Source organism: Sphingobium sp. FW305-3-2-15-F-TSA7, from assembly GCF_058787155.1.
Map to the genome: position 1 here is coordinate 98,419 of NZ_JBYSZM010000012.1, position 25,281 is coordinate 123,699.

22 protein-coding genes are annotated in these 25,281 nt (G+C 65.7%); 4 read left to right on the forward strand and 18 right to left on the reverse strand.

Annotated elements, in window-relative coordinates:
• Positions 1-2: 2 nt before the first annotated feature.
• Both AC3WN8_RS11735 and AC3WN8_RS11740 read right to left on the reverse strand, forming a co-directional pair.
• Positions 3-320 carry a 2Fe-2S iron-sulfur cluster-binding protein gene (locus AC3WN8_RS11735; protein ID WP_492669604.1) on the reverse strand — a complete coding sequence of 106 codons (318 nt, stop codon included), beginning with the start codon at positions 318-320 and terminating at the stop codon, positions 3-5.
• A gap of 12 nt (positions 321-332) precedes the next feature.
• Positions 333-1,502 carry a cytochrome P450 gene (locus AC3WN8_RS11740; RefSeq protein WP_492669667.1) on the reverse strand — a complete coding sequence of 390 codons (1,170 nt, stop codon included), beginning with the start codon at positions 1,500-1,502 and terminating at the stop codon, positions 333-335.
• A 241-nt stretch (positions 1,503-1,743) separates the two neighbouring features.
• Here AC3WN8_RS11740 and AC3WN8_RS11745 point away from each other — a divergent pair, with 241 nt between their 5' ends.
• Positions 1,744-2,448 carry a MerR family transcriptional regulator gene (locus AC3WN8_RS11745; RefSeq protein ID WP_492669605.1) on the forward strand — a complete coding sequence of 235 codons (705 nt, stop codon included), beginning with the start codon at positions 1,744-1,746 and terminating at the stop codon, positions 2,446-2,448.
• 3 nt (positions 2,449-2,451) lie between these two features.
• Here the strand turns inward: AC3WN8_RS11745 and AC3WN8_RS11750 are convergent, their stop codons facing one another.
• Positions 2,452-3,825, reverse strand: a complete 1,374-nt coding sequence (locus tag AC3WN8_RS11750) for an alginate export family protein (RefSeq protein ID WP_492669606.1) — start codon at positions 3,823-3,825, stop codon at positions 2,452-2,454.
• A gap of 38 nt (positions 3,826-3,863) precedes the next feature.
• Between AC3WN8_RS11750 and AC3WN8_RS11755 the strand changes: the two genes are divergently transcribed.
• Genes AC3WN8_RS11755 through AC3WN8_RS11765 form a run of 3 tightly spaced genes read left to right on the forward strand, consistent with a single transcriptional unit; the run spans position 3,864 to position 6,712 of the window.
• The gene (locus AC3WN8_RS11755) at positions 3,864-4,820 is read left to right on the forward strand and encodes a chromate resistance protein ChrB domain-containing protein (protein WP_492669607.1); all 957 of its coding nucleotides are present in this window, start codon (positions 3,864-3,866) and stop codon (positions 4,818-4,820) included.
• Positions 4,817-6,238 (forward strand): chromate efflux transporter, encoded by a 1,422-nt coding sequence (gene chrA / locus AC3WN8_RS11760; protein WP_492669608.1) that lies wholly within the window; start codon positions 4,817-4,819, stop codon positions 6,236-6,238. Before AC3WN8_RS11755 ends, chrA begins: the two co-directional genes overlap by 4 nt.
• A 21-nt stretch (positions 6,239-6,259) precedes the next feature.
• Positions 6,260-6,712: a chromate resistance protein ChrB domain-containing protein gene (locus AC3WN8_RS11765; RefSeq protein WP_492669609.1), complete on the forward strand. Its 453-nt coding sequence runs from the start codon at positions 6,260-6,262 to the stop codon at positions 6,710-6,712.
• Between the two features lie 18 nt (positions 6,713-6,730).
• On the opposite strand, the gene AC3WN8_RS11770 is transcribed toward AC3WN8_RS11765, so the two are convergent.
• The 15 genes from AC3WN8_RS11770 to AC3WN8_RS11840 form a co-directional block, all read right to left on the reverse strand.
• The gene (locus AC3WN8_RS11770; RefSeq protein WP_492669610.1) at positions 6,731-7,783 is read right to left on the reverse strand and encodes an agmatine deiminase family protein; all 1,053 of its coding nucleotides are present in this window, start codon (positions 7,781-7,783) and stop codon (positions 6,731-6,733) included.
• The gene (locus tag AC3WN8_RS11775) at positions 7,780-8,919 is read right to left on the reverse strand and encodes a serine hydrolase domain-containing protein (RefSeq protein WP_492669611.1); all 1,140 of its coding nucleotides are present in this window, start codon (positions 8,917-8,919) and stop codon (positions 7,780-7,782) included. The genes AC3WN8_RS11770 and AC3WN8_RS11775 overlap by 4 nt, the downstream gene beginning before the upstream one ends.
• A 70-nt stretch (positions 8,920-8,989) precedes the next feature.
• Positions 8,990-10,735, reverse strand: coding sequence for a dipeptide ABC transporter ATP-binding protein (locus tag AC3WN8_RS11780; protein ID WP_492669612.1), 1,746 nt, complete (start codon positions 10,733-10,735; stop codon positions 8,990-8,992).
• A complete protein-coding gene (locus AC3WN8_RS11785; protein WP_492669613.1) occupies positions 10,732-11,619 on the reverse strand; it encodes an ABC transporter permease in 888 nt (295 codons plus the stop codon). Before AC3WN8_RS11785 ends, AC3WN8_RS11780 begins: the two co-directional genes overlap by 4 nt.
• Positions 11,612-12,556 carry an ABC transporter permease gene (locus AC3WN8_RS11790; RefSeq protein WP_492669614.1) on the reverse strand — a complete coding sequence of 315 codons (945 nt, stop codon included), beginning with the start codon at positions 12,554-12,556 and terminating at the stop codon, positions 11,612-11,614. Before AC3WN8_RS11790 ends, AC3WN8_RS11785 begins: the two co-directional genes overlap by 8 nt.
• Positions 12,553-14,151, reverse strand: a complete 1,599-nt coding sequence (locus tag AC3WN8_RS11795; RefSeq protein WP_492669615.1) for an ABC transporter substrate-binding protein — start codon at positions 14,149-14,151, stop codon at positions 12,553-12,555. Before AC3WN8_RS11795 ends, AC3WN8_RS11790 begins: the two co-directional genes overlap by 4 nt.
• Positions 14,152-14,153: 2 nt before the next feature.
• Positions 14,154-15,062, reverse strand: a complete 909-nt coding sequence (locus AC3WN8_RS11800) for a LysR substrate-binding domain-containing protein (protein ID WP_492669616.1) — start codon at positions 15,060-15,062, stop codon at positions 14,154-14,156.
• Positions 15,063-15,090: 28 nt separating this feature from the next.
• A complete protein-coding gene (locus AC3WN8_RS11805; protein ID WP_492669617.1) occupies positions 15,091-16,584 on the reverse strand; it encodes an aldehyde dehydrogenase in 1,494 nt (497 codons plus the stop codon).
• A 10-nt stretch (positions 16,585-16,594) separates the two neighbouring features.
• Positions 16,595-17,950 carry an NAD(P)/FAD-dependent oxidoreductase gene (locus tag AC3WN8_RS11810; RefSeq protein ID WP_492669618.1) on the reverse strand — a complete coding sequence of 452 codons (1,356 nt, stop codon included), beginning with the start codon at positions 17,948-17,950 and terminating at the stop codon, positions 16,595-16,597.
• Entirely contained in the window at positions 17,937-18,353 is a 417-nt protein-coding gene (locus tag AC3WN8_RS11815; RefSeq protein ID WP_492669619.1) for a RidA family protein, read from the reverse strand. Before AC3WN8_RS11815 ends, AC3WN8_RS11810 begins: the two co-directional genes overlap by 14 nt.
• A gap of 44 nt (positions 18,354-18,397) precedes the next feature.
• Positions 18,398-19,528: an NAD(P)/FAD-dependent oxidoreductase gene (locus AC3WN8_RS11820; protein ID WP_492669620.1), complete on the reverse strand. Its 1,131-nt coding sequence runs from the start codon at positions 19,526-19,528 to the stop codon at positions 18,398-18,400.
• 104 nt (positions 19,529-19,632) lie between these two features.
• Positions 19,633-21,654: a TonB-dependent siderophore receptor gene (locus AC3WN8_RS11825; protein ID WP_492669621.1), complete on the reverse strand. Its 2,022-nt coding sequence runs from the start codon at positions 21,652-21,654 to the stop codon at positions 19,633-19,635.
• A gap of 457 nt (positions 21,655-22,111) precedes the next feature.
• Positions 22,112-23,224, reverse strand: a complete 1,113-nt coding sequence (locus AC3WN8_RS11830; RefSeq protein WP_492669622.1) for a PepSY-associated TM helix domain-containing protein — start codon at positions 23,222-23,224, stop codon at positions 22,112-22,114.
• Entirely contained in the window at positions 23,221-24,444 is a 1,224-nt protein-coding gene (locus AC3WN8_RS11835) for a carbohydrate porin (RefSeq protein ID WP_492669623.1), read from the reverse strand. The genes AC3WN8_RS11830 and AC3WN8_RS11835 overlap by 4 nt, the downstream gene beginning before the upstream one ends.
• Positions 24,445-24,536: 92 nt before the next feature.
• Positions 24,537-25,184, reverse strand: a complete 648-nt coding sequence (locus tag AC3WN8_RS11840; RefSeq protein ID WP_492669624.1) for a DUF4198 domain-containing protein — start codon at positions 25,182-25,184, stop codon at positions 24,537-24,539.
• Positions 25,185-25,281 lie beyond the last annotated feature (97 nt).

Sequence of the window (25,281 nt, forward strand, 5' to 3'; positions counted from 1 at the left end):
GTTTAGTCCTCGGGCGCAATCTCGACAGCCAGGCCCTCAAGCGCGGCGTGGATGGTGACCTGACACGACAGGCGCGACGACGGTCGCCGGTGCGATGAACTGTCGAGCAGATCATTCTCATCCTCGCTCATCGGCGATAGCCGGTCGGCGAAGGCGGGATCCACGAAGACGTGACAGGTCGCGCAGGAACAGCAACCGCCGCACAGCGCCAGCAGTCCGTCCTGGCCGGCGTCGCGGATCGCCTCCATCAGGCTCAATCCGTCAGTCGCGGTGATCGGCTCGATCCCGCCTTCGCGGGTCGTTACGGTGATGATGGTCATGACAGTTGTTGTCTAATCGGCGGTCGGCCAGACGAGCGGCACATCGTCCACCGCCGCCACAATGCCCGAATGATAGATCGGCCGGGCGCCGTCCTGCAGATGGAACTCGGGAATCCGCTTCAGCCATTCCTCCAGCGTCACGATCGCCTCCATCCGGGCAAGATGCAGGCCGGCGCAGCGATGCGGACCGCCGCCGAAGGTGGAGTGCGAGATTCCGCGCCGGTCGAGATCGACGACAAGCGGGTCGTGGTTTTCCCTGGCATCGAGTCCATGCAGCGCCGTCGGCAACAGGATCATGTCGCCGCGTTTCAACTCGGCGCCGCGATAGTGCTGATCCTTCGCGACCATGCGCGCTTCGGAAACGACCGGGAAGCGGCGGAACATCTCTTCGGCGCTGCGCTTCAGCTTGAGTTCGTCAGTGCGCAGTTCCGCAACCAGCTCTGGATGCCGGGCGAGATAGATCATCATGAAGCTCAGGAAATTGACGACGGTGTCGAGACCGGCCAGCAGAAGCAACGACACCAAGCCGAGCGCCTTCTCATGGCTGATCGGTTGGCCCTCGATTTCGGCATTGACCATCGTCGTGATCAGATCGACGCCACTCCCCCCGCGGCGGGCGCGGATGATCGGATCGACATAAGCGAAGAAACCCTTGTTGCCCGCTTCCAGCGTGGCTGCCTGCTGCTCGGGGGTATCGCCTTCCGGACGCGTCATCTGTTTGGCGAAGGCGGCAAGCCGCGGCACGTCTTCCATCGGCAGATCGGCCAGCGCCATAAAAACCCTGACCGGAAAGACGTTCGCATAATCGGCGGCGAAGTCGCAGCGCCCGCGCGGCGCGATCTGGTCGACCAGATCGGCGGCGATCTTTCTGACGCGATCTTCGACGTGGCGAATCTGGCCCAGGCTCAAGCCCTTGTCGAGCGCCTTGCGATACGGCGTGTGTTCGGGCGGATCCATCCGCGTCGGCACCATCTCGTATTTCTCGCCGGCTTCCTTGGGCAGCCAGATATTCTCGCTCGAGAAGCGTGTGGGATCGCTGTAGATTTCGCGAACGGTATCGCCATTGGTCGCGATCCAGTGACCGCCCGTGCGCGGCGTCCAGACGATATCCGGGATACCCGGCTGCTGAACCCGCTTCCAGGCCTCGTGATAGCCTTCCTCGATACCGTCGAGCGCGTACATGTCGATGTCGTACACTCTGTCGGCGGGGACATGCGCGGGGCGCTGCGCATGCGCCGATGCATCCGGGATATTGGTCGCCACGATTCTCTCCATCTGATCCTAATGGTCGCCGAGCTTCATCGCTTCGATTCTATTATGCGTGTAGCTAACACGCGTGAAGGGCGTGCCGCAATCACAAAATCAACACATGTGTTGATAGATGCGGTTGCAACCGTCGGGATGGCTTCGGTATGACGCGCCAATGAAGATGCAGGAACTGGAACGCCGTACGGGCGTCGATCGCGAAGTGATCCGCATCTTTCTGCGCAAGAAGCTGATTCCCGAACCGCACCGGCCGGCGCGCAACGCAGCGGTTTATGATGAGGGGCATGTGCGCGCGATCGCGACGGTGCGGGATCTTCAGCGTCAGGGGCGGTTGACGCTCGACCAGATCGGCGATCTGTTCGAAGGTCGCGGGCTGGCGCCGCACGCGTCCAGCGGCGTCTATCAGCATCTGGAGACGTTGCTCGCGATGCGCTTCGGTGTCGACGAAACGCCGCGCGTGACGCTTCGCCAGTTGGTCGAGCGTCTGCCGATGGCGGATCATGACGCACGCACATTCGCGGCGATGGGCATGGTGGAGATCGTCGATACGCCGGATGGCGCGATGCTGTCGCATGGCGATGCCAGGCTCGTCGAAATCTGGGGCCATATCCGCCAGGCGGGCTTTATCGAGGAACAGGGCTTTCCGCCCGAAAACATAGCTTTCTATCAGCGTGCGGCCGAGATGATCGCGAACGAGGAGGTTCGCGTCTTTCTGGAGGGCAGCGCGGGACGCATTGCCGAAGACCGCGCGGCGGCGATGCTCCAGACCGCCTTGCCGATGATGCTCGATTTCCTCGGGCTTCTGCGCCTCAAGGCCTTTCTCCGCGCGATGCGCGAAGCGGTTTCACGCGACGGCGGCTGACGATCAGAAGGTCGCAGTCAGCGCAAAGGAAGCATAATGGGTGTCGCCGGTCCGCGGCGCATTCGGCGCTGTCCTGAGGAACCGGCCCTTGTCGATCCACGCGGCATTGATCTCTCCGCGCAGCAGCTTCGGCACGAGCCAATAGCGCAGCCGCCCTTCGACCTGGTGCCCAGCAAAGCTGCCGGACCGTCCGGTCGCGTCGCGGACGCCCGTCGTCGCAAAGGCGTCGGTGCGATCGGCGAGCCACATCGCGCGATAGACGATGAAGCCGTCCAGTCGCGGCGTCGGCGCGACCTCGAGCCTGATGCCGGGCGTGCTGATATTCGCGCGGCCGATCTGCGCATAGATGCCCGCCGGCGCCAGATCCGCGCGACGCATGCCGAACAAGGTGTCGAACCGTCCGAAGCCGCCGCCCGGGCCGTCGCCGCTTGCATAATCATATTCCACCGAAAGCCGCGCCTTCAGCGCGCCGGGAAAGCTGTAGCCGGCATCGAAATGCAGGAACCAGGCCGAGACGTCGAGCGCGGCCGCGCCCGGCGCGGCCGAGGCCCGGATCGAACCGAGCTGGTAGATCGCCTCGACTTCGTAATCGACCTTGCCGGCGGCGGCGTCGCGCATGATCCGCGTGCCGATCGTGTGGAGATCGCGGTTGCGGGTCGGACGGCCGGGGCCATCGCGTTCCTGCAAACGGAAATAGCTGATCTCGGCCATGGTCTGGCCGAACGCGCGCGGCCTGGAGAACAGGCCGCCCCACAATCGCAGATCGAAGCTCTCGCGATCGAAACGGCTCTTATTGTCGAGGATCGAGGGGAGGTCGTCGGGCAGGCGCAGTTGCGGCAGGGTATAGATGAAGGTCGCCGCACTGCCGTCGCGCAGGCGCAGATCGGCGCGCACGCCGGTATAGCCGTTGGTGGTGTTGCGATAATCGTCGGCCGCGACCAGGCGTCGCGATCCGAGATTGAGCATGAACCGGCCGAGCTGCAGGCCGGCCTTGCTGCCCTTGCCGAACGGCGCGTCGATATCCACACCGATATAGGCCTGAACCAGCTCCATCGTATTGACTTCGCCGGTGCCGATCGCGCTTTTGGGCGCGCTGCCATAAGCGCGGCTGTCATAAAGCTCCGCCCCGATCCGAAGGCCGTCTCCGCGATATTCGGCGAGCAGCGTCGACCGCACACTGTAAAGCTGGTCATCGGGACCGAACCCCGCGCGCGACTGGCCGCCGAGCGTTTCGTACCGCGCGCGGACCGAGCCCGAGATCACCAACGCGTCCGGCGCGCCAAGCGCGTCGTGGAGCAATAGGCCGGATTTCGCATCCTGCGCCATCGCTGCCCCGGCGCCGCATGACGCAAGGCAGGCCGCCGCAATATGATACATATGTTTCTTTATCACCGAATCTATGATACACATGATTCATGATAGTTTCAAAGCCCGAATCCGGCTGGCTCGCCCTGTTGCACCAGCTTCCGGCCAAGCCGCCCTATTTGCGGGTGAAGGTCTGGCGGCGGCTTCAGGCGATCGGAGCGGTGCCGATCAAGAATGCGGTGCATGTCCTGCCGCTGCGCGAGGAAAGCGAAACCGCTTTTCGCGACCTGCTGGATGAGATCGTCGAAGGCGGCGGCGAGGCCATATTGATCGAGGCCGGGCTGATCGCGGGGCTTTCCGACAGCGAGCTGCGCGCCCTGTTCGATGCGGCGCGCGATGCGGACTATGAGGAAATCGCGCAGGCCGCGCGCAACCTTCTCGACACGGGCCCGGCAACCGGCATCGAGATCGAGCGCCTGCAAAAGCGGCTGGTCGAGGTCGAAAGGCTCGATTTCTTCGGCGCGCACGGCCGGCAGGCAGCCGAGGCGGCGCTGCGGGAGCTCGACACGCAGCGCTACGCGCATCCCGATATCAGCCGGTCCGACCCCGCCGACACGCCCGACCCGGCCATGCTGACCAACAGGATCTGGGTGACGCGGCGCGGCGTGCATGTCGATCGTATCGCCTGTGCCTGGCTCATCCGCCGTTTCATCGATCCCGATGCCGTCTTCAGCTTCGTCGATGGCAAAAGCCATGCCGCCGAGCATGGCGAGCTGCGTTTCGACATGGCCGATGCCGAATTCACCCATGAAGGCGATCGCTGCAGCTTCGAGACGTTCATCGCGCGCCTCGGCCTCGAAGAGGACAATGCGCTCGTCGCGATCGGCGAGATGATCCACGAACTCGATATCGGCGACGGCAAATTCGATCGGCCCGAGGCGCTTGGCCTGGGCGCCATGTTGTCGGGAATCTGCGCGTCCACCGACGACGATCTCGATCGCATCGCCAAGGGCGGCGAAGCGCTCGACCAGTTCCATGCCTTTTTCAGCAGCCGGAGAGCGAGATGACCGACGCGACGCTTCAGCGTCCCGAACCCGGACAAAGCCCGATCCGTCCGAAGGATCACGGCATCCCGCTCGGCGAAGCGGTGCGCGTCTGGGCGCGGATCGCCGCGCTCAGCTTCGGCGGCCCCGCCGGCCAGATCGCGCTGATGCATCGCATCCTGGTCGAAGAGAAGAAATGGATCGGCGAGGAGCGTTTCCTCCACGCGCTCAACTATTGCATGCTGCTGCCCGGCCCCGAGGCCCAGCAGCTTGCCATTTATATCGGCTGGCTGCTCCACAAGACCAAGGGCGGGCTGATCGCGGGCGCATTGTTCGTGCTGCCCGGCTTCCTCGCCATCCTCGCGCTTTCCTATGTCTATGTGCTACTCGGCAATGTCTCGCTGGTCGAGGGCCTGTTCTTTGGCCTGAAGGCGGCGGTGCTGGCGATCGTGTTGCAGGCGGTCGTCCGGGTCGGCTCGCGCGCGCTCAGGAACAATGTCATGCGCGGGCTGGCTGCGCTCGCCTTTATCGCCATCTTCATTCTGGACGCGCCGTTCCCGTTGATCGTGCTGGGTGCAGCGCTGATCGGCTATTTCGGCGGCCGCGCCGGACTGGCCGCATTCCAGGGCGGCGGCGGTCACGGCAATGGCGGCGCGATCCCTGTGCATGACCGCGACACCGCGCTGGGCGAAGGCCTGCCCGATCATGCGCGCCCCAATCTCGGCTGGTCGTTGCGCATCTCCGGCGCCTTGCTGTTCCTCTGGCTGGCACCGGTTGCGGCGCTGCTCGTCCTTCTGGGCCCCGACGATGTGTATAGCCGCATCGCCACCTTCTTCAGCCAGATGGCGGTGGTGACCTTTGGCGGCGCCTATGCCGTGCTCGCCTATGTCGCGCAGGAAGCGGTCGACACGTTCGGCTGGCTGAGGCCCGGCGAGATGCTCGACGGGCTCGGCATGGCCGAGACGACGCCGGGACCGCTGATCATGGTCACCCAGTTCGTCGGATTCCTCGCCGCGTTCCGCGACAGCGGCACGCTCGCCCCGCTGGTCGCCGCGACCCTGGGCGCCATCCTCACCACCTGGGTCACGTTCCTGCCCTGCTTCCTGTGGATCTTCGCGGGTGCCCCCTTTGTCGAGCGGCTGCGCGGAAACCGCGCGCTATCCTCGGCGCTGGCGGCCATCACCGCGGCCGTTGTCGGCGTGATCCTCAACCTCGCGCTCTGGTTCGCGATCCATACGTTGTTCGCACAGGTGCGCATGGTGCCGTTCGCCGGCGGCGAGATCGACGTGCCGGTATGGGGTTCGCTCAACATCGTGGCGGCATTGCTGGCGCTGGGCGCCGCCATCGCCGTGTTCCGGTTCAAGGTCGGCGTGCTGCCGGTTCTCGGCGCCTGTTCGGCGCTCGGTGCCGGCTATGTGCTGCTGGTTCGCGCGGCGCTCTAGAAGCGGAAAAGGAGGTGCTTCATGAAATGGGTCACCCGCGAGCGCCCGAAGATCGATCGCATCGCCTGCCCATGGCTGATCGCGCGTTTCATCGATGACGCGCCCGAATTCCTCTATGTACCGAGCAGAACGGTGCTTGCCGCAGCCGACGAACAGGGCGCCATTCCCTACGACATACTGGGCGTCGCGCTGAGCCATGTCGGGGAGAAGTGCAGCTTCGACGCCTTTCTCGACGCATATGGCCTCGACGATCCGGCACTCCGCAAACTGGCCCTGATCGTGCGCGGCGCGGACACGTCGCGGCTCGACCTGACGCCGCAATCGGCCGGCCTGTTCGCGATCTCGCTCGGTCTGTCGGCGTGCCATGCCGACGACCACGAAATGCTCGCCCACGGCATGATCATCTACGATGCGCTTTATGCCTGGTGCCGGTCGGGCGATGCCGAGACGCACAATTGGCCGCCGGCACATTAGAGCCGAACTCGCATCCGTTCAGCACAAATCCTGTTCTCGAAGAACCGCGTCGCCATGCCCGCCCAGCGCCGGCTGTTGCTGGCTGATGCAGTGGAAAGCCCCCCCCTCGCTCAACAGCCTATTCGCCGGAAGACCGATGACGGTGCGGCCGGGGAATGCGGCCTGCAATTGCTCGAGCGCCAGCGCCTGGCTCGGGGTGCCATAGACGGGCACCAGCACCGCCCGATTGGCGATGATGAAATTGAGGTGGGAGGCCGCGAGCGGCGCTCCGTCTTCCCCGACCACAGGCCCGGGCGAAGCGACACGGATCACCTTCATCGCACGCCCTCGCGCATCGACCTTGCCCGTCAACGTATCGGCGATCACATCGTAAAGCGCGGCGTCTCCATCCTCACCCGCCGTCCCGATCGATACCAGCACGGTCGCGGGGCCGGCGAACCTGGCGACATTGTCGATATGACCATGGGTGTGATCATGTTCGAGGCCGCGATCCAGCCATAGCACCGCCTCGACACCCAATGCGTCGCGCAGTGCCGCTTCGGCATCGCGCTCGGTCCAGCGCCGGCCGCGATTGGGATTGAGCACGCATTGCCGCGTCGCGAGCGCGGTGCCTTCGCCGTCGAAATCGAGCATGCCGCCTTCGAGGACGAAGCGATGCGCGTCGAGGCGCGCACCGGCATGGCCCGCGATCGACCGGGCCACATGCAGATCGTCGGCATGTTCGAACTGTTCGCCCCAGCCGTTGAAGGCGAAGGCGGCGGCCGAGCCGTCCGCCCTGAAGATCGGCCCGGTGTCGCGCAGCCAGACGTCGCCGACATCGAAGGGCGGGATCTCGACATGCGCCACATCGGCCAGCAGGCTCAGCGCGCGCTCCCGCGCCGTCCGGTCGCCGACCGCCAGATACACATGTTCGCCGCCATATGTCGCCAGGCTGCGCACCAGCGCCGCGACCTCATGCTGGGCACCGTCGAGATTGCGTCCCCAGACCGCCGCCCGGCTGGGAAAGCCGATCCACAGGCCGTCATGGGGCGCCCATTCGGCGGGGACGCGCCGGGCCTTGTCGGTCGTCATCGCAGCGCGCGCGCGACCGCCGCGAAGAAAGCGTCGTCGTTCAGCTCGTAGCGCAGTCGGTAATTGGGTTTCGAGCGGGCGCTCAGCAGCACGATCATGAGATTCTCGCGCGGGTTCACATGGATATATTGGCCGTAAATGCCCTCGGCCTGGAACGAACCTTCGAGCTCGGGCGCCTGCAGTTCGGGCACCCACCACATATAGCCATAGGGCACCAGCTTTTCGCCGATATGATAGGGGGCGCCGGCCTCCTGGAACCAGCCGGCGGGCACCACGCGTTCACCGTCGATCACGCCGTCGTCGAGCACGAACTGACCGAAGCGCGCATAGTCGCGCATCGTCGCGCCCATGCCGCTGCCCGACACCACCATGCCGCCCGGGCTGTCGAGCCACCATGTCGCGTCCTGATCCATGCCGAGGCGCGACCAGATCTTCTCCGACAGATAATCGGTCAGCGACCGGCCGGTGGCATTTTCGAGCAGCGCCGCGACGAGATAGGATTCGCCGGTATTATAAGCCCATGCGCCACCCGCCGCGGTCAGCCGGCTCAGTCCCGACATATGGGCGACCACCGCCCGCGGGCTGAATTCGAGCTGGCGGTCGAGCAGGACGCGGCGCTCAGAGCGCGGATCGACATATTCCTCGCTCCATTTGACACCCGTGCACATGCGCAGCAGCTGGCGCACCGAAACCTCGGCATAGGGCCCGCCAATCTCGACATAGTCGGTCAGCGGCGCATCGAGATCGCCGATCGATCCGTCCAGGATTGCGGCGCCGATCAGTGCCGATGTGAAGGACTTCGCGACCGAGCAGGATGCCCAATGCGTGTCGGCGTCGAGGCCCAGCTCATAATCCTCGAGCACGACCTGGCCGTCCTTCATGATCAGCACGCCGGCGACGCGGTTGACCGACATGAAGTCGCCGAGATCGAAGGTCCGGCCGTCCTGCGCGATCTCGATCTTTGGGAAAGGCGTCGTGGCCACCGGCAGCGGCCGCGCCGGCGCCGTCCCGCGCGCGACCGGCGCATGGGGAAACATGCGGCTGTTGCGCAGCATCACGTCGACGACCTCGCCGGGCATCAGCGAACCGCCGAAAAATCGCAGCAGATCGGCTTTGTCGCCTGGGGTAATGCTCATCTAACGTCGCTCCGGGACCTGTCGAAAGCCGATTTCTAGACGGCGGCGAGACCAGGGTCGCTTTCAATAATTATGCGCCTGGCTGCAAAAAATCCGTGCGGGGCGAACACAGCACCTGATGACCGCCGCCGAGATCGACCATCTCGGCATCATCATCGTCGTCGTCCGCCTGATGATAGGCGAAGCCGGGCGGGGCCGCCGCATCGCCGGTCGGCGCGACGACAAGCTCATAATGATCATGCGCGCCCCGAACGATGCGCGGCGTGGCTTCGAGCAACTGGTGCGTATAGGGGTGGCGCGGCCGGTCGAAGATCGCTTCGCGCGGCCCCGCCTCGACGATCCGCCCGCGATACATGACGATCACGCGGTCCGCGATCTCCTCGACGACGCCCAGATCGTGCGAGATGAAGAAATAGGAGAGATCGTAAGTCTGTTTCAGGCGCATCAGCAGGTCGAGCACCTGACGCTGCACCGACGCGTCGAGCGCCGACACGGGTTCGTCGGCCACCACCAGCGCGGGCTGCGCCACGATCGCCCGCGCGATGCCGACGCGCTGGCGCTGCCCGCCCGACAATTCATGCGGATAGCGGGCGAAGAAGGTCTCGGCGAGCCCGACCTCTCGCAGCATCTGCCGCGCCTGTTCCAGCCGCGCGTCGCGGGTCAGCCGCGCATCGTGCCGCAATGGCTCGGCCACGATCCGCTCTATCGTCATCTGCGGATCGAGCGACGAATAGGAATCCTGGAAAATCATCTGGATGCCCTCGGCCGATGCGGTGCCGAATTCGATCGCCCCCGACGCGACGCGGTGCAGCCCCAGCAAGGTGCGGCCGATCGTCGTCTTTCCCGAGCCCGATTCACCGACGACGGCCAGCACCTCGCCGCGCCGTATGTCGAAACTCGCATCCTTGACGGCGCGGACGTGCCGCCGGGGTCCGAAGGGCAGCGGGCGCTTCAACGGAAAGGCGACATTGAGCCCCGACACGCCGACCAGCGTCGCATCGGCGACCGCCGCATGCGCCTCGGCCGGACGACTGGGCAGGGCCGCCACGAAGCGGCGCATATAGTCGGTGCGGGGATCGAGCAGGATCTGGCGTGCCCGTCCCTGTTCGACGACCAGGCCGTCATGCAGCACCGTCGCGCTATCCGCATATTGCGACACCATGCCGAGATCGTGGCTGACGAGCAGCACCGCCGTGCCAAGCTCGCGCGTGAGTTCGACCATCTGCTCCATGATCTCACGGCGGATGAGCGCGTCGAGCGCGGTGGTCGGCTCGTCGGCAATCAGCAGCGCGGGACGGGTGAGCAGCACCGACGCCAGCATGAAGCGCTGGCGCATGCCGCCCGAGAATTTGCCGGGATATTCGTCGAAGCATCGTGCCGGATCGCCGATCCGGACGCGGCGCAGCATTTCGAGGCTGCGCGCCCTGGCCTCGCGCGCCGAGACGCCCTCATGCAGCCGGAGCGCTTCCATCATCTGCCGCCCGACCGTCATCGACGGGTTCAGCGACGTCATCGGTTCCTGAAAGACCGCGGCCATGCGCCGGCCGCGCAGGCTGCGCAAAGTGGCGGGATCGGCGCGGACCAGATCCTGCCCCTCGAAGCGGATCGCGCCCCGGGCGATGGCGAGCGCGGGCGACAGCAGCCGGAGCACAGCGCGCCCGATCGTGGTCTTGCCGCTGCCCGATTCACCGATGAGCGCGCCGATCTCCCCCGCCTGCAACGACAGGCTGACATCGTCCACCACCGCCCGCCCGCCGGGCGCGGTGATCGTCAGCCCGTCAATGGCGAGCACCGGCTTTGCTGCGTCGCGCGTCATGCCTTCATCTTCCGGTCGAAATGATCGCGGCAGGAATCGCCGAACAGGTTGATGCCGAGCAGCGCCCCCGAGATCGCCACACCGGGCACGATCGCGAGCCAGGGCGCATCGGCGAAATAATTGCGGCTGTCGGCCAGCATACCGCCCCAGCTCGCGGCAGGCGGCGGCAGGCCGAGCCCGAGAAAGGACAGCGCCGATTCGGCGAGCAATGCCCATCCGAACAGAGACGTGGACATGACCAGCACCGGCCCGACCGTATTGGGCAGGATGTGACGGGCCAGCGTATAGATCGGCCGATTGCCGATGATCTTCGACGCGGTGATGAAATCGCGGTTGCGCATCGTCAGCACGTTCGTCCGCACCACCCGCACCATATAGGGCAGATAGGCGACGCTGAGCGCGATGACGGGCGCCAGCGACGACCCGGCCAGCACCGTCGTCATCGCGATCGCCATCACCAGCGCGGGAAAGGCGAGCAGGGCATCCATCAGCGCGATGACGATGCGATCCAGCCAGCCGCCCGCAAAGGCCGACAGCGCACCCAGCACGGCGCCGGCAATCGTGACCATGACAGTGGTCAGCGCGGCGACCGCGACGGTGATCGCCGCACCGCCCAGCAGGCGGCTGAGCACGTCGCGCCCCCATTCGTCGGTGCCGAGCCAATGCAGGAGCGAAGGTGGCGAAAGCCGCGCCGAAAAATCGACCAATGTCGGATCATAGGGCGTGGCGATCGCACCCGCGAGCGCGGCGGCCAGGGTCAGGATGACGAGGATCCCGCCGATGGCGCCGCTCGGGCGGGCGGCGAATGCGCGGATCGACGAATATCCTGAGCGCTTCCCGGCCGAAAAACCGGTGCCCACTTTTTCGGGAAGCGCTCTAGTCATGGCGCAGCGACGGACAGATGAGCGGAGCGGTCAGCTCGACCGCCAGATTGACGCCGACATAGCTGAGCATCACGATGACCATGCACCCCTGAACGACGGGATAGTCGCGGGCGAAGACGGCCTCGACCATCAATCGGCCGAGACCGGGAAGCGAAAAGACGGTTTCGATCACCACCGCGCCGCCGAGCAGGCCGCCAAGCGCCAGCCCGATCATCGTCCAGGTCGGGCCCATGACGTTCTGGAACGCATGGCGGCGCGCCACGGCGGGCTCGGACAATCCCTTCGACCGGGCATGCGCGATATAGTCGAGCTGAAGCACCTCGATGGTACTGGCCCGGACCAGCCGGACGAGCACCCCGGCCTCGATGAGCGCAAGCGTCACGACCGGCAGGACCAGATAATGCAGCCCTTCACCCGGATCGTCGAAGGGCGAGACATAGCCGACCACCGGAAACAGATCGAGCTTCACCCCGAAATAGAGCAGCATCATCAGGCCCAGCCAGAAGCTGGGCACCGACAGGAAAAAGGTCGCCGCGGTCACCACCAGCGTATCGGTTCCGCTATTCTGCCGCCATGCCGCGAACATGCCGAGCGGCAATGCGAGCAGCGCGGCGATGATCACCGCCGGCACCACCAGCAAGGCGGTAACGCCGAAGGCAGGCATCAGCAGGTCGATGACGGGGCTCTCCATCGAGATCGACCGTCCGAAATCGCCATGCGCGATCGCGGCGATCCAGTGCATGAACTGCACCGGCAAGGGCTGGTCGAGCGCCAGCGTGGCGCGGATCCGCGCCAGCGCGGCGGGATCGTCGGTATCGCCGAGGATCAGCTGCGCCGGATCGCCGGGAATGAGCCGGATGAGCGCGAAGATCAGGAACAGGGCGATCAGGATCGTCGGCAGGGCCAGGACGAAGCGGGAAAAGGCGTACCGGATCATGACCGCTTGCTCCCGGCGGCGCGCACGCCCCAGAAACGGGCGCGGCCGAATTGCCACGACCGGAACCCGGTCACGCCGTCGCGCACGGCATTGTTGTCGGCCGGGCTGAACAGCGCGATATAGGGGACGTCGCGGATCATCAGTCCATGCAGCCTTTCGAAAATGGCATGGCGTTGCGCCACATCGTCGGTCGCAGCACTCGCCGCCAGCAGGTCGAGCGCCGCCGGATCGTTCCAGGTCTTGCTGGGCGATTTCGCCCGGTCACCCAGGATGGATTCGTAGCTGAGCGACGGATCGGCCTTTGCCGAGAAACCGAACGACAGCAGCTGGAACTTGCCCGAGCGCCAGCGATCCATATGCGTCGCCCATTCGAGCACCTCGATCTTGAGGTTCAGGCCGGCCTGCCGTGCCATCGCCTGCGCCAGCAGCGCCTGGTTGAACATCGCGGGATAGCGGCGATTGGTGGTGAGGATGATCGGCTGGCCGCGATAGCCGGCCGCGCGCAGCAGCGCCCTGGCCTTTGCCGGATCGAACAATTTTCCCGGCCCGTCGGAATGGAACGGGCTCGCATTCGCGACGATCGAGGCATTGCCCGGTGCGGTCCCTTCGGTGACGAGGCGTGCCAGCGTCTCGCGATCGATCGCATAACCGATCGCTTCGCGGATGCGCGGATCGGCCAGCAGCGGATCCTTGTCCTGCACGAGAATCCCGTAGCTGCCGAGCATCGGCGCCTGGGCGATCCGGATCCCCTTCAGATGGCGGACCTGCAGCATCTCCGCGGCCGGAACCTCGGGCATGACATCGACCTGCCCCTTTTCCAGCGCCGCGAGGCGCGACGAGGCGTCGCGGATGATAAGCCAGCGCAACCGCTTCTCATAAGCGATCTTGGCGCCGATATTGCCGTCCTCGCGGCCGGGCGCGGGCCGGTATTGCGCAAATGCGTCCATATCGATGAAGCGGCCACGTTCCCACCGCACGATCCGATACGGGCCGGTGCTGATCGGCGCGTGCCAGGCGCCGTGCGCATCGACCGAATCCGGATGGAGGATAGCGCCGCCGCCGCAGGTGAACGCCGCCATCTGCGTAAGGAACAGCGGCTGGCGGCGATTGAGCGTGAACGCGACGGTCTGCGGATCGATCGCCTCAACCGCCTCGATCTTCATGCCGCGCGAACCGTCGAAATCGGCGAGGCAGGTCCAGTTGGTCGCGGGATCGAGATAGCGCCGCCACGACCAGACCACTTCGGCGGAGGTCAGCGGCCGGCCATTGTGGAATTTCACGCCGTCGCGCAGCCGGAAGACATAACGGCGGCCATCGGGCGACACCGTCAGCGATTGCGCCAGCATCAGGCCGGGACGCCCGTCCTCCTGATAGCCCACCAGCCCTTCCAGGACATGCATCATCACGGTGTCGGTGTTGGCGTCGCGATTGACGCCGGGATTGGTGCCGCGGATGTCGGAGGTCAGCGGGATCTGCATCACGCCATCGACCGACCGGGGGGCGGCCGCGCGCGGACCGCAGCCCGCCAGCCCGATCAGGGCCACGGCCAGCCCCAACGCCGCACGCCGGCGCGATGGTGAAAGGACGGTCGTCATGCTCAACGGCCGCCGGCCTCGAGCAACCGACGCGCGCTGCTCATCTCGTCGCAGATCCATTCATGGAACAGGCGCACCTGGCGCCGTGCATTGAGATTGGCCGGACGCACGAGATAATAGGACGTCCCGCTGGCGACGACGCGACGCGATGCCATCGTCAGCTGCCCGGCCTGCACCGCGTCATATGCGAGCAGCTGATCGCTCATCGTGATGCCGAAGCCCGCCTCTGCCGCGCGCAGCGCCATGTCGAGCACATCGAAATCGAGGCCCTGATCGGTGTCGATCTCGCCGCCTTCCCAGCCGAGCGCCCAGATCTTCCAATCCTGATGGTCGGGCTGGGAATGCAGCAAGGTCGCGCCGCGCAGATCCTCGACCGAGCGCAGCTCGCGCCCGGACAGATAATCGGGTGCGCAGACCGGCACGAGCCGCTCGGCATAAAGCTCGGTCACGTCCTCGCTGCGCCAATTGCCCAGGCCGTAGCGGATGCCGAGTTCGGCGTCGTTGTCGCTGGAGATCATGTCGTGCCAGCGCGTGTGGATCATCACCTTCACCAGCGGATGCTGATCCTGGAAGGTCCGCAGCCGGGGATAGAGCCAGCGCAGCGCGAAGCTCGGCAACACCCGGATCTCGACGACGTCCTGATCGCGATGGAAACTCTCGATGGTGCGGGCGATCTGGTCGAATGCGTCCTTTGTGCTCGACGCCAGGATCCGGCCCTCCGGCGTGATCTCCAGGCCGTTATGGCCGCGCTGGAACAGGGTGATGCCGAGCTGCTGTTCCAATATCCGGACCTGGCGGCTGACCGCGCTCTCGCTCACGCGCAGCGCCGCCGCGGCCTTGCGGATGCTCATCTGCGCCGCAACGACTTCGAAGCATTTCAGTGCGTTCACGGATGGAAGGCGACGGGACATGGTGGCAGCCCTGCTGTGAAAGGGATCGTCAATATTGCGTGTTGGTGATCCAGATGGTCTTGCTGTGCAGATACTGATCCAGCGCCTCCACGCCCTTGTCGCGGGCGAGAGAACCGGATCGCTTATAGCCGCCGAACGGGGTCTTCATGTCACCCTCGGTGAAGCCGTTGATCGCCACCGTACCGCATTCCAGGCGATTGGCGACGTGCATCGCGGCGTCGATGTCGCGCGTGTAGATGGTGGCATGCAAGCCGTAATCGCTGTCATTGGCGACACGCACGGCCTCGTCGAGACCATCGACCTTCAGAATCCCCAATACCGGGCCGAATATCTCTTCGCGCGCGAGCGTCATCGCCGGCGTCAATCCGGCAAGGACGGTCGGCCCCATGAACCAGCCGTCCCGGCCCTGATCGGCACGATCGAGCGTCACCACAGCGCCTTCGCGCCGGCCGATATCGAGATGGCGCCGGACATTAGCCCGATGTTCCTCCGACACCAGCGGCCCCATTTCCGTCGCCGGATCGAGCGGATCGCCGATCACGATCGCATCGGCACGCTGCGCCACCGCATCCACGAATGCGTCGTGAAGCCCGCCGCCGACGATCTGGCGCATATTGGCCGAACAATTCTGGCCGGCGTTCCAGAAAGCGGACATCGCCGCATTCTCGATCAGATCGTCGGACAAGGGCGCATCGTCGAGGATGATGAACGGGCTCTTGCCGCCCATTTCGAGCCCGACGGTCTTCAGATTCGTATCGGCGGCATAGCGCAGGAAATGGCGGCCGACCTCGGTGGATCCGGTGAAGGACACGGCATCGACGTCGGGATGGCGCCCGATCGCGGCGCCCGTGGTCTCGCCAAATCCCGGAACGACGTTGAGCACACCCGCCGGCACGCCCGCTTCGGCCGCCAATTCGGCGAGGCGCAATGCGGTGAGCGACGTCTGCTCCGCCGGCTTCACCACCACCGAGCAGCCCGCGGCCAGCGCCGGCGCGAGTTTCCACGCCGCCATCAGCAGCGGGAAATTCCAGGGCAGGACCAGCCCGACGACGCCGACCGGTTCCTTGATGATCATCGCCCACACATTTTCGCCGGTCGGGGCGACCTTGCCGAAACTCTTGTCGATCAGTTCGGCATACCATTGGAAGCAGGACGGGACTTCCTCGCCGATCTCCTTCAGGCAGTCCCGGATCGGCTTGCCGCTGTCGAGGCTTTCGAGGACCGCGAGATCCTCGGCATTGTGCCGGATGAGATCGGCAAGCCGCAGCAATATGGCCTTGCGATATTCGGGCGGCTGCCGTCCCCAGACACCGTCGCGCACGCTGCGCCGGGCGGCGCGCACCGCGCCATCCACCTCGGCGTCGCCGCAATGGGCCACCGTCGCGAAGGCCCGACCGGTCGCCGGGTTCACGGTTTCGAAAAGCGCGGGCCCGTCGCTCCAGGCGCCATCGATGAATGCGCGGCCCGCCATCGACAATCGCGACGCGATCGACCGGTAATGCGCGTGATCGGCAATGGTCATGACGGACTCCTCAAAGCGGCGCGTGGGGCTGGCCGAAAGTGCCCCGTTCGAAACGATCGAGACGGAATGCCGAAAGATCGAGCGGCGACGCCCGTCCGGCCGCGATCGCGGCGACGGTGCGGCCGACCGCCGGCGCAAGGCCGAAACCATGCCCGGAGAAACCGGTCGCCACGACCAGGCCCGACACGCCCGTCGCGCCGTCGACGACCGGCAGGGCATCGGGCAGCACGTCGATCGCGCCGGCCCAGGATCGCTCGATCTCCACAGTCTCAGCGCCCGCGAAAAGCTGCCTGAGCAGGTCGCGCATCTTGCCGGCCCGCTTCTCATTGGGGGCCAGGAAGGGCCGGCGCGGTTCGATCAGCCGCTCTTCGCGTTTCCGCACGATCAGGCCGTGCAGATCGTCGAGCAAGGGTCGGCCGATGCTCAACCGGAAGGTACGCCAGTTCGCCAGGAAACTGGACAGGAAATAGCGCGCATTGTGCAGTGAGCCCAAGGTCACGTCGACGTCCGACGTCGATTCCGCGGCGATGATGCACGATCCGTCGGCGCGTTGCCGCAGGCCGAGCCCGAAGCCGCAGAAACAGGGCTGTGCAAGCGGCGGCACCGGGGTGGTCAGCGACACGGTGTTGCGGACCGTCTTTTGCGGCAGCAGCAGCCCCAAGGGCCGCAGCAGATGGTGGGAAATCGCACCCGCGGCGCAGATCACGACATCGCTGCGGATCAGGCCATGTTCGGTCTGGACGCCAGCGACGCGGCCCGCCGCGACATCGATGCCGATCGCGCCGCAATCCTCCAATATCTCGACGCCCGCCGCCCGGGCCGCGCGGGCAAAGGCCATGGTCGCCTGTCCCGGTTCGGCCTGGCCGTCGTCGGGCGTGTACAGCGCGCCCACCGCGGGCCGATTGAGCGACGGCAACAGCCGGGCGGTTTCGCCGGCACTGAGGAGACGCGACGAGGTCGCGTTCGTACCCAACTGGCGGAGCCAAGCTTCGAAAGCGCCATATTCGGCATCGTCGGCCGCAGCGAACAGGCAGCCCGTGGCTCTCCAGCCGAGCGGTGTGCCGAGTTCGGCCTCGAGCCCGGGCCAGATGCGCAGCGCCTCCAGCGCCAGCGGCATTTCGGCGGGGTCGCGATATTGCGTGCGCACGAACCCCCAATTGCGGCCCGACTGCTGCGATGCGACGCGATCCTTTTCGATCACCACCGCCTTCACGCCGGCCTGCGCCAGATAATAGGCGGTCGCGATCCCCATGATGCCGCCGCCGATGATGATGGCGTCGGCGCGATCGGGCAGCGCCCAGGCGCGGTTCCCGATCCGGGCGAGCACGTCGTCCGGGGTATGCGGCCTGAGATTAAGGGCGGACATCGACAATCGCGTCCATGTCCATCTCGATGCGCATGGCGGGATCGAACAGCTTCGCCTCGACCGTCGTGCAGGCGGGACAGATCCCCTCAAAGGCCCGGGCATAGGCCTCCATGATCGCGTCATAATCTTCGGCATAAGCGAGATACATGCGGACCCGGACGATATCGGCGAGCGTGCCGCCGACCTGGGCGAGCGCGGCCTCCACATTGCGGATCAGCTGCTCGGTCTGCTCGACGGGGCCGTCGGCAAGCGTGCTCGTGGCATAGTCGTAACCGGTGGTTCCGGAGATCATCAGATGATTTCCGACGAGCACGGCGCGGCTGTAATTATAGATACGCTCGAATTCGCTGCCCGATGTGATGCGCGTGCGTGGAATGGCGGTTGGCCTGTAGGTCGAAGTCATTGTGGATTCCCGAAAAGATCATGGTGTCTGGACGCGCCCGCCCGTCACGGAGCGGCGGTGAGCCGGTCGGGCGAAAGGGCTGCGGCATCGATCCCGAATTCGCGCAGCGCGTCGGGCAGCGCCTGCCCCAGCGCCGCGGCGGCCGCCGCCTGCCCGAGCGCCGGGGAGGTCAGCACGCCGCATCCTCCCTGCCCGGCCACCCAGACGAAAGAGGGATCGTCGGCGCGCGCGCCGCCGACCGGATTGCGGTCGGCAAGGAAGTTGCGCAGTCCCGCCCAGCTGCTCATCGGGCGCCCGATGGCGAGCGTCGTATCCGCCGCGATATTCTCGATCGCTTGGGCGACATCCAGATCGTCGGGATAGACGTCGCTCGGCGGCGACAGCACTTCGTCGGCCAGGCTGCCCATGAACCGACCGGTCTCAGGCTTCAGATACCATTGTCGATCGACCTTGAAGACATGCGGCCAGGCATCGACCGTCAGCCCGGCCGGCGCCGCGAAAGTGAAGGCGGTTCGCCGCATCGGCCGGATGCCGATGGGCGCGACGCCCGCCATCGCCGCGATCTGATCGACCCAGGCGCCGCCGGCATTGACGATGACCGGCGCCTCGAACGCCCCCTTGCCCGTGGTCACGATCCACCGGCCATTCCGGCGATCGATCGACGAGACCGGTGCGTCGAGAAGGATCTCGGCGCCATGGCTGCGCGCGCTGCGGACATAGCCCTGCAACAGCCTGTTGCTGTCGATGTCGGCAGCGCCGGGTTCATAGATGCCGAGCTCGACACCGTCCGGACGAAGCGCCGGAAACAATGCCAGCGCCTCAACCCCCGAAAGCGGCCGCGCCTCCGCGCGGGCCGATGCCAGGCGCTGCGAGAGCATGTCGAGGCGAGCGCGATGCTCCGCCGCACCGACAGTGAGGCAGCCTCGCGGCGAAAGCAGTGATTCCTCGCCGAATTCCGCCGGCGGCGTATCGAAGAACGACCGGCTGGCCGCCCCGAGATTGCGCATCAGATCCGCGGCGATGCCGACGGTGAACTGCTCGGCCGAGCGCCCCGAACTCTGGGTGCCGAGCGCCGGCTCCCGCTCGATCAGGAGCACCGATGCGGACCGTGCCAGGAAATAGGCGGTCGAGGCACCGGCAAAGCCCCCTCCGACGACGATGACATCGAACTTCATTTATATCCTCGTTTCATGACGGCGTCCCCGACGATGGATGTCGATCGTATTGCGTGTCGGGGACGGTCGGGGGTCATCATCGGAGCCGGATCTGGCCATGGCCGTCAGAAGGAGGTCGCGACCGAGACCTTCACCGTCCTCGGTACGCCCTGTTGCAGCAGGCTCGACCCGGTGGCCGCCCAATATTCGCGGCCGCCGACATTCTCGCCATAGAGGCGGAACGAGGTCGGATGTCCGGCGATCTCGGTCTCGTAGCGCAGGCCGAGGTCGAAGGTCGTATAGCCTTTGACGAAGGCGGTATTCGCGGCATTGGCGGCGCGACGCCCGACCCGGAACATGCCCGCGGAGACCCGCAGCCCATCCAGCGCCTCGATGCGATATTCGGCGAAGATCGAACCGCTGAACTTCGAGGTGTTCTCGATCACATTGCCGACCACGGCCGCGCTGCCGGTTCTCTGCACGGCATCGAGGAACACGCCGCTGACCGACAGGGACAGGTTGGGCCCGATATTGCCGCTGCCGCTGAATTCGAAGCCCTTGAAGCTGGCCTGGCCATCCTGGACGAACAGGTTCGCGGCATTCAGATAGGCCGATGTCCGGTCGATATCGAAATAGGCGCCGGTGATCAGGAAGCCGCGCATGGGTTCGAGCTTCACGCCGAACTCGCGCTGCTTGCTGAGCGCGGCCGGCAGGACCTGCCCGGCATTGGTCGCGATCTGCGGGACGATGCCGCCCGATTCGAGCCCTTCGATATAATTTCCGTAGATGCTGAGCCAGCGCATCGGCTTGACCAGCGCGCCGTACGACCAGGAATCCGGGCTGGCCTTGTAGATGGCCGTCAGGCTGCGATCCTCATAATCGGTCTTGCGATAACCGACGATGAGATTCAGCCATTCCCCGACGCTGGCGCGATCGAAGATGAACACCGCGCTTTCCTTGACGCGCGAAATGCTCGTGATCGTGCGCGCCGGCGTCGGCTGTTCCGGAATGACGATGGGATCGTAGAGATTCTGCGCGAATGTGTAGCGGGTCGCGGCGGGGATGTTGCTGGCGCGGGTGTAATAGGACGCTCCGATCAGCAGATTATGCTTGATCGGTCCGGTCTGGATGACGCCCGCCACGTCGCCACGCACGATCCGCGCGCGATAATCATTGCCATGGGTGAGCGCGAGACCGAGCGTGCCGTTGCCCGTCGCGAGATTATAGCCGGAGAAGGACGAATAGCGGCGGTCGCGCTTGAGATAGGATTCGCCCGTGCCGAAGGTGACGCTCCAATCGTCGGAGATCGTGTATTTCAGGCGGGCGAGCAGGTTGTACTCATAACCCTCGGACAGCAGCCAGGTGGCACCGACATTCTTCGACGCCTTTTGCAGCGGCGGCACGGTGACCACGCCGTTGACGGCGGCGGGCAGGACCAGTTCGGTCGCCTCGGTGATCGACTTGTCGATATATTCGGCGTCGAGCTGCAAGGTCAGCCGGTCGGTGACCGACCAGTCGAAAGCCGCGGACGTGAAGAAACGCCGGCCGGTCGTGCGATCGACGCCGGTTTCGAGCGAATTGGCGGCCGCGTTCACGCGCAGCCCGACATCGCCCCATCGCCGGCCGATATCGACATGGCCGCCAAAGGAGCCGTGGAGATTGCCGCTGACATCGACCTTGTTGACGGGATCGGCGGTCGCGCGGGACGAGACGAGATTGACGATGCCCGATGGCGAGGCGAACCCGTAATAGAGGCCGGCGGCCCCCTTCAGGATCTCGACACGATCCTTGCTCTCGATCGGCATGTCGATGAAGTTGATGATCGGCAGGATGCCGTTGAACCGGAAGTTGGTCAGGTTGTCGACGGCGATGCCGCGAATGGAGAGATTGCTGTAGATCGTGCTGTTGAGCTGCGACTGGGTGACGCCGGCGGTGTTGCGCGCCGCATCCATGATGCTGCCCGCCTGCTGCGCATCGAGCAATTCGCGGCTGAGGACCGAGACGGTCAGCGGCGTATCGATGATGCGCGCATCGCGAAACGCACCGGCCTGCAGATAATCCTGACCGAAACTGTTGCGCCGATCGGCGGTGACAACAATTTCCTCGTTCGATTGCGCACCCTGCGACTCCACCTGCGCTATTGCCATTGACGAAGCCGAGCAGCAGATCGCCGCCATTGCAGATCGAAAGGCCATGGTCTTGATCTTTTCCATTTCACACCCCCTGTTTTTTTATGGAACGCATGTGGATTTCGATAGAATTGAATTTTTACTCGAACTCTATTTCGATCACTGCGAAATTCATGGGTGATGATGATCCCGAGCAGGCAGTCGAGTCGATCACAATTTTTGGAAGCCGCCCCCTAATTGTCGAGCAAAGCGGGCGTGCTGGCACGACGCGACTTTGCCCCACTTCCGCCATTTGAGAACGATCCTCCGCGTCTCCGCGCCTCCGCGTGAACTGTCATCGCCTGGCAGCGCTTCCGGATTGGCAGGTTCACGCGGAGGCGCGGAGACGCGGAGGAGAAAGCTTGCTGCTGGCGCAGATCCTGTCTCGACAACGGGATGATGGGCTCATCATCGGACCGATCGCTCGCGAGCCTGATCAGGATCGGGCGGAGGGCTGTCGGCCCGATCGGGCGGACGCGCCGCGCGCGCGCCGCCGCGACCACCAGAGCCAGAGCCCGAGCATGATCGTCGCGAGCAGGCCGGCGCCCATCACCAAAGTGGCGAAGCGGCCGGCGCTGCCGCCCCATTCGCCGGTATGGATGGTATAGAGCGCGACCACCGCCCTGGCGGGAAGGCCCGCTGCCGTCGCATCCCAACGGCCGATGACATCATAGGATCGCGCGTCCACATAGACGCGGCTGGTGCCGAATATGCGCCGCCATTCCGTGGGCTGCCGCATCTGCAGCACATAGCAGTGCCGGTCCGCACGCGGCAGCGAAACGACGACCAGACCGGCATCGGGGAAGACCTGCCTTGCGCTTTCCAGCGCCCGGGCGGACGACAAAGCGGGCATCGGCCCGGCGGTGGCGGTCCGGCATTGCGGCGGCAACGCGGCCCGGCTTGCCGTCAGCTGTTCGAGCGTCGGGATGAAGGACAGCCCGAGCCCGGTCAGCGTGATGACGAGGCCGAAGGGCAACACCCATAATCCGAGCGCCCTGTGCCAGGAGAAGCTTCTGACCACGGCATTGCCGGCGCGGGCCGGTACGAGTGCGGAACGCCATCGCCGTTTCATCGGCCAGGCCAGTTTCAGCGCGATCAGGATGTTGACGAACAGCATGGCGGCGCTCGCGATGACGATGATCCGTCCCGTGGCGCCCGCGAGCAGGGATTTGTGGAGGAGCAATGCCCCGCGCGCGAGCGAAAGCTTCCACCAGGGCCCGTTCCACGCGCTCACGCGCTGGACGGCGCCGCTCGCCCCGTCCACGCGCCAGACCCGGAACCCTTCGGCGCGATCCTCGACCAGGATATCGATCTGCCCCGGCACGCCGCCGCTGACGAAATATTCGTGGACGGTGGCACCCGAGCGGCCGATCGCCGCGATCGTGCGATCGACGGCGGCCGAGGAGACGGCGCGCGCCGAGGCGCCCATCGCCATGTCGTCGGCGGTCCGGGCATAGATGAGAATGGTGCCCGTCAGCGCCTGGATGATCCAGAACAGCGCGAGCGACAGCGACACATAGCGGTGGATCGTCAACAGTCTGCGTTTCATCGACTCTGGCTTCCGAACGAGACGGTCAGGCGCAGACCGGCCAGCAACGCGCTTTTGGAGTCGGGATCATAGGCCGGCCGCAGGATATATTGCACGTCCGGCTGAAGGCTGACGGTCTCGCTCAATGCAAGATGATAAGTCAGTTCGACATTGGTTTCACGCCGCGCATAGCCGATCCGACCGGGTCCGTCGGGACGGACACCGATCGTGCTCACCGCCAGCCCCACCCTGTCGTCCGCCCGTCCCGGAAACGGTGCGTGGCGGACGATGCCGCCGCTGATCTGGTGGCGCACGTCCGAAATCGCCGCATCGGCGAAGCCGATACGGAGCCAGCCGGCAAGCCCCCGGACAGCCGGCAATTCGGCCGTCGCATAGATGCCGCCGCCCTGGCGCCTCGTCACGGTGTCCGGTGTCGGGGCGGGCGCACGGCTATATCGATAGACGCCGAGCCCGAGCGAGGGGCCATCCCGACCGAAGGCGTAGCGCGCCTGGCCAACGATCAGCGCGCCATCCCGCCCGCGCAGACGCATCGCGAGGCCGCCATGGGCGGTCGCATCCGGCGCGCCGTCGACGACCGCGGCCTGAAGCGTCAGGCCCGACCAGGTCGCGGTGCCGCTGATGCCGAGCCCGGTGGCCGGATAGGTGGAGGGGCCGTTGACTCCGCTCGCCGCGAATTCGGTGCCCATGCCGTGCCCGCCGTTGAGGAAGAGCGATGCGGTATCGATGGCGTCGAACTGCGCATTCAGATCCATCAGCCCCATACGCATCGATGCGTTGGGCGCGAGCCTTGCCTCCACCCATGCTTCGAACAGCCGGTGGTCGGGGTCGCTTTCGGCATTGTCGATGCCGTGCCCGTCACCGACCAGCCGCTCGCTGGGGCCATGGCCGACGATATGGAAATAGCTTGCATGGGCGCTCAGCCATCCGATGCCGGCGGCGTGCCCGTCGATGGTGATCGCCGCGTCGATCTTGTTGAGCGCCGCGATGTTGCGCCGGGCGCCATTGTCGATCGCGGCCCAACCATCGGCGATACTGCTCAGCCGCCAGGTGACGGGGGCATCCGAGCCCTGCGCGCAGGCGATCGACGGATACAGGCCGAGTATCGCGGCAGCCAGGCCGAGGCCCAGCCGCCGGTTGCCGGCGCACCATGCGCCGACCGTGCGAACGGGAGCCCGGCGTCCCCGGCCCCCTGAAAGCCATCGCTGAAAATGATCTGCCAACGCAGTGTCTCGCTATGGGGCCGCCGGCCATGTCGCGCGTGCGGGTGCCGTCCGGGCCGATGCCATGGCCGGCGCCCGCGGCGCCGTGCTGCTCAGGGCTGGACGAAGGTGAGCGTCGCGACATGGGTGACCTTCGACACCCGCATCGTCCCCTGAAGCATGTCGGTCTTTTCGTCATGATCGACATAGATCAGATATCGGCCGCCCGGCTCGGCCGGCACCGCGAACCGGCCGGCATCGTCCGATTTGATATTCTTCAGCCAGCCATCCGGGCGGATAATCCTGACGCCCTCGCGCGGCGCGGGCGCGCCCTTGAACATGATCTGGAAATCGTTCGCACCGGATCGCTGCGGGACGATTTCGAAGTCGAGCACCGCCCGGGTCTCGGCCCGGCCCGCTTTGGCATAATAGATCCGCGCACTGTAGCTGCCGTCCTCACCGCGTTCCGGATCGAAGATCGCGGCATCGCGCAGCCTGATATCCCCCGTGCCCGACACCGCCGCCTCGAGATGATCGGCGCGGCGCGTCAATGTGGCGGCCTTTGCCGGATCGTCGCGAAAGACCAGGGGCGCCTTGAGGCGGGGGAATTCCTTGTCCCCGCCCGGCGGCACGGGGTAATCGGGCTCGCCGAGAAAGACCCTGGCCGGCCCGGACGCATCCTGTTCCAGCCAGATCTCGTGCGCATTCGCCTGCGACGCGGCCATCAGAGCGGCCACGCCCAAAAGATATTTCCGGTCCATATCCATCCCTCATCGATCGGCCGCCCATCACCCGAATGGGCGGACTGGCTGACGAGGGATCATCCCTGCTTATCCATCGCTTTGGCGATTACAATTA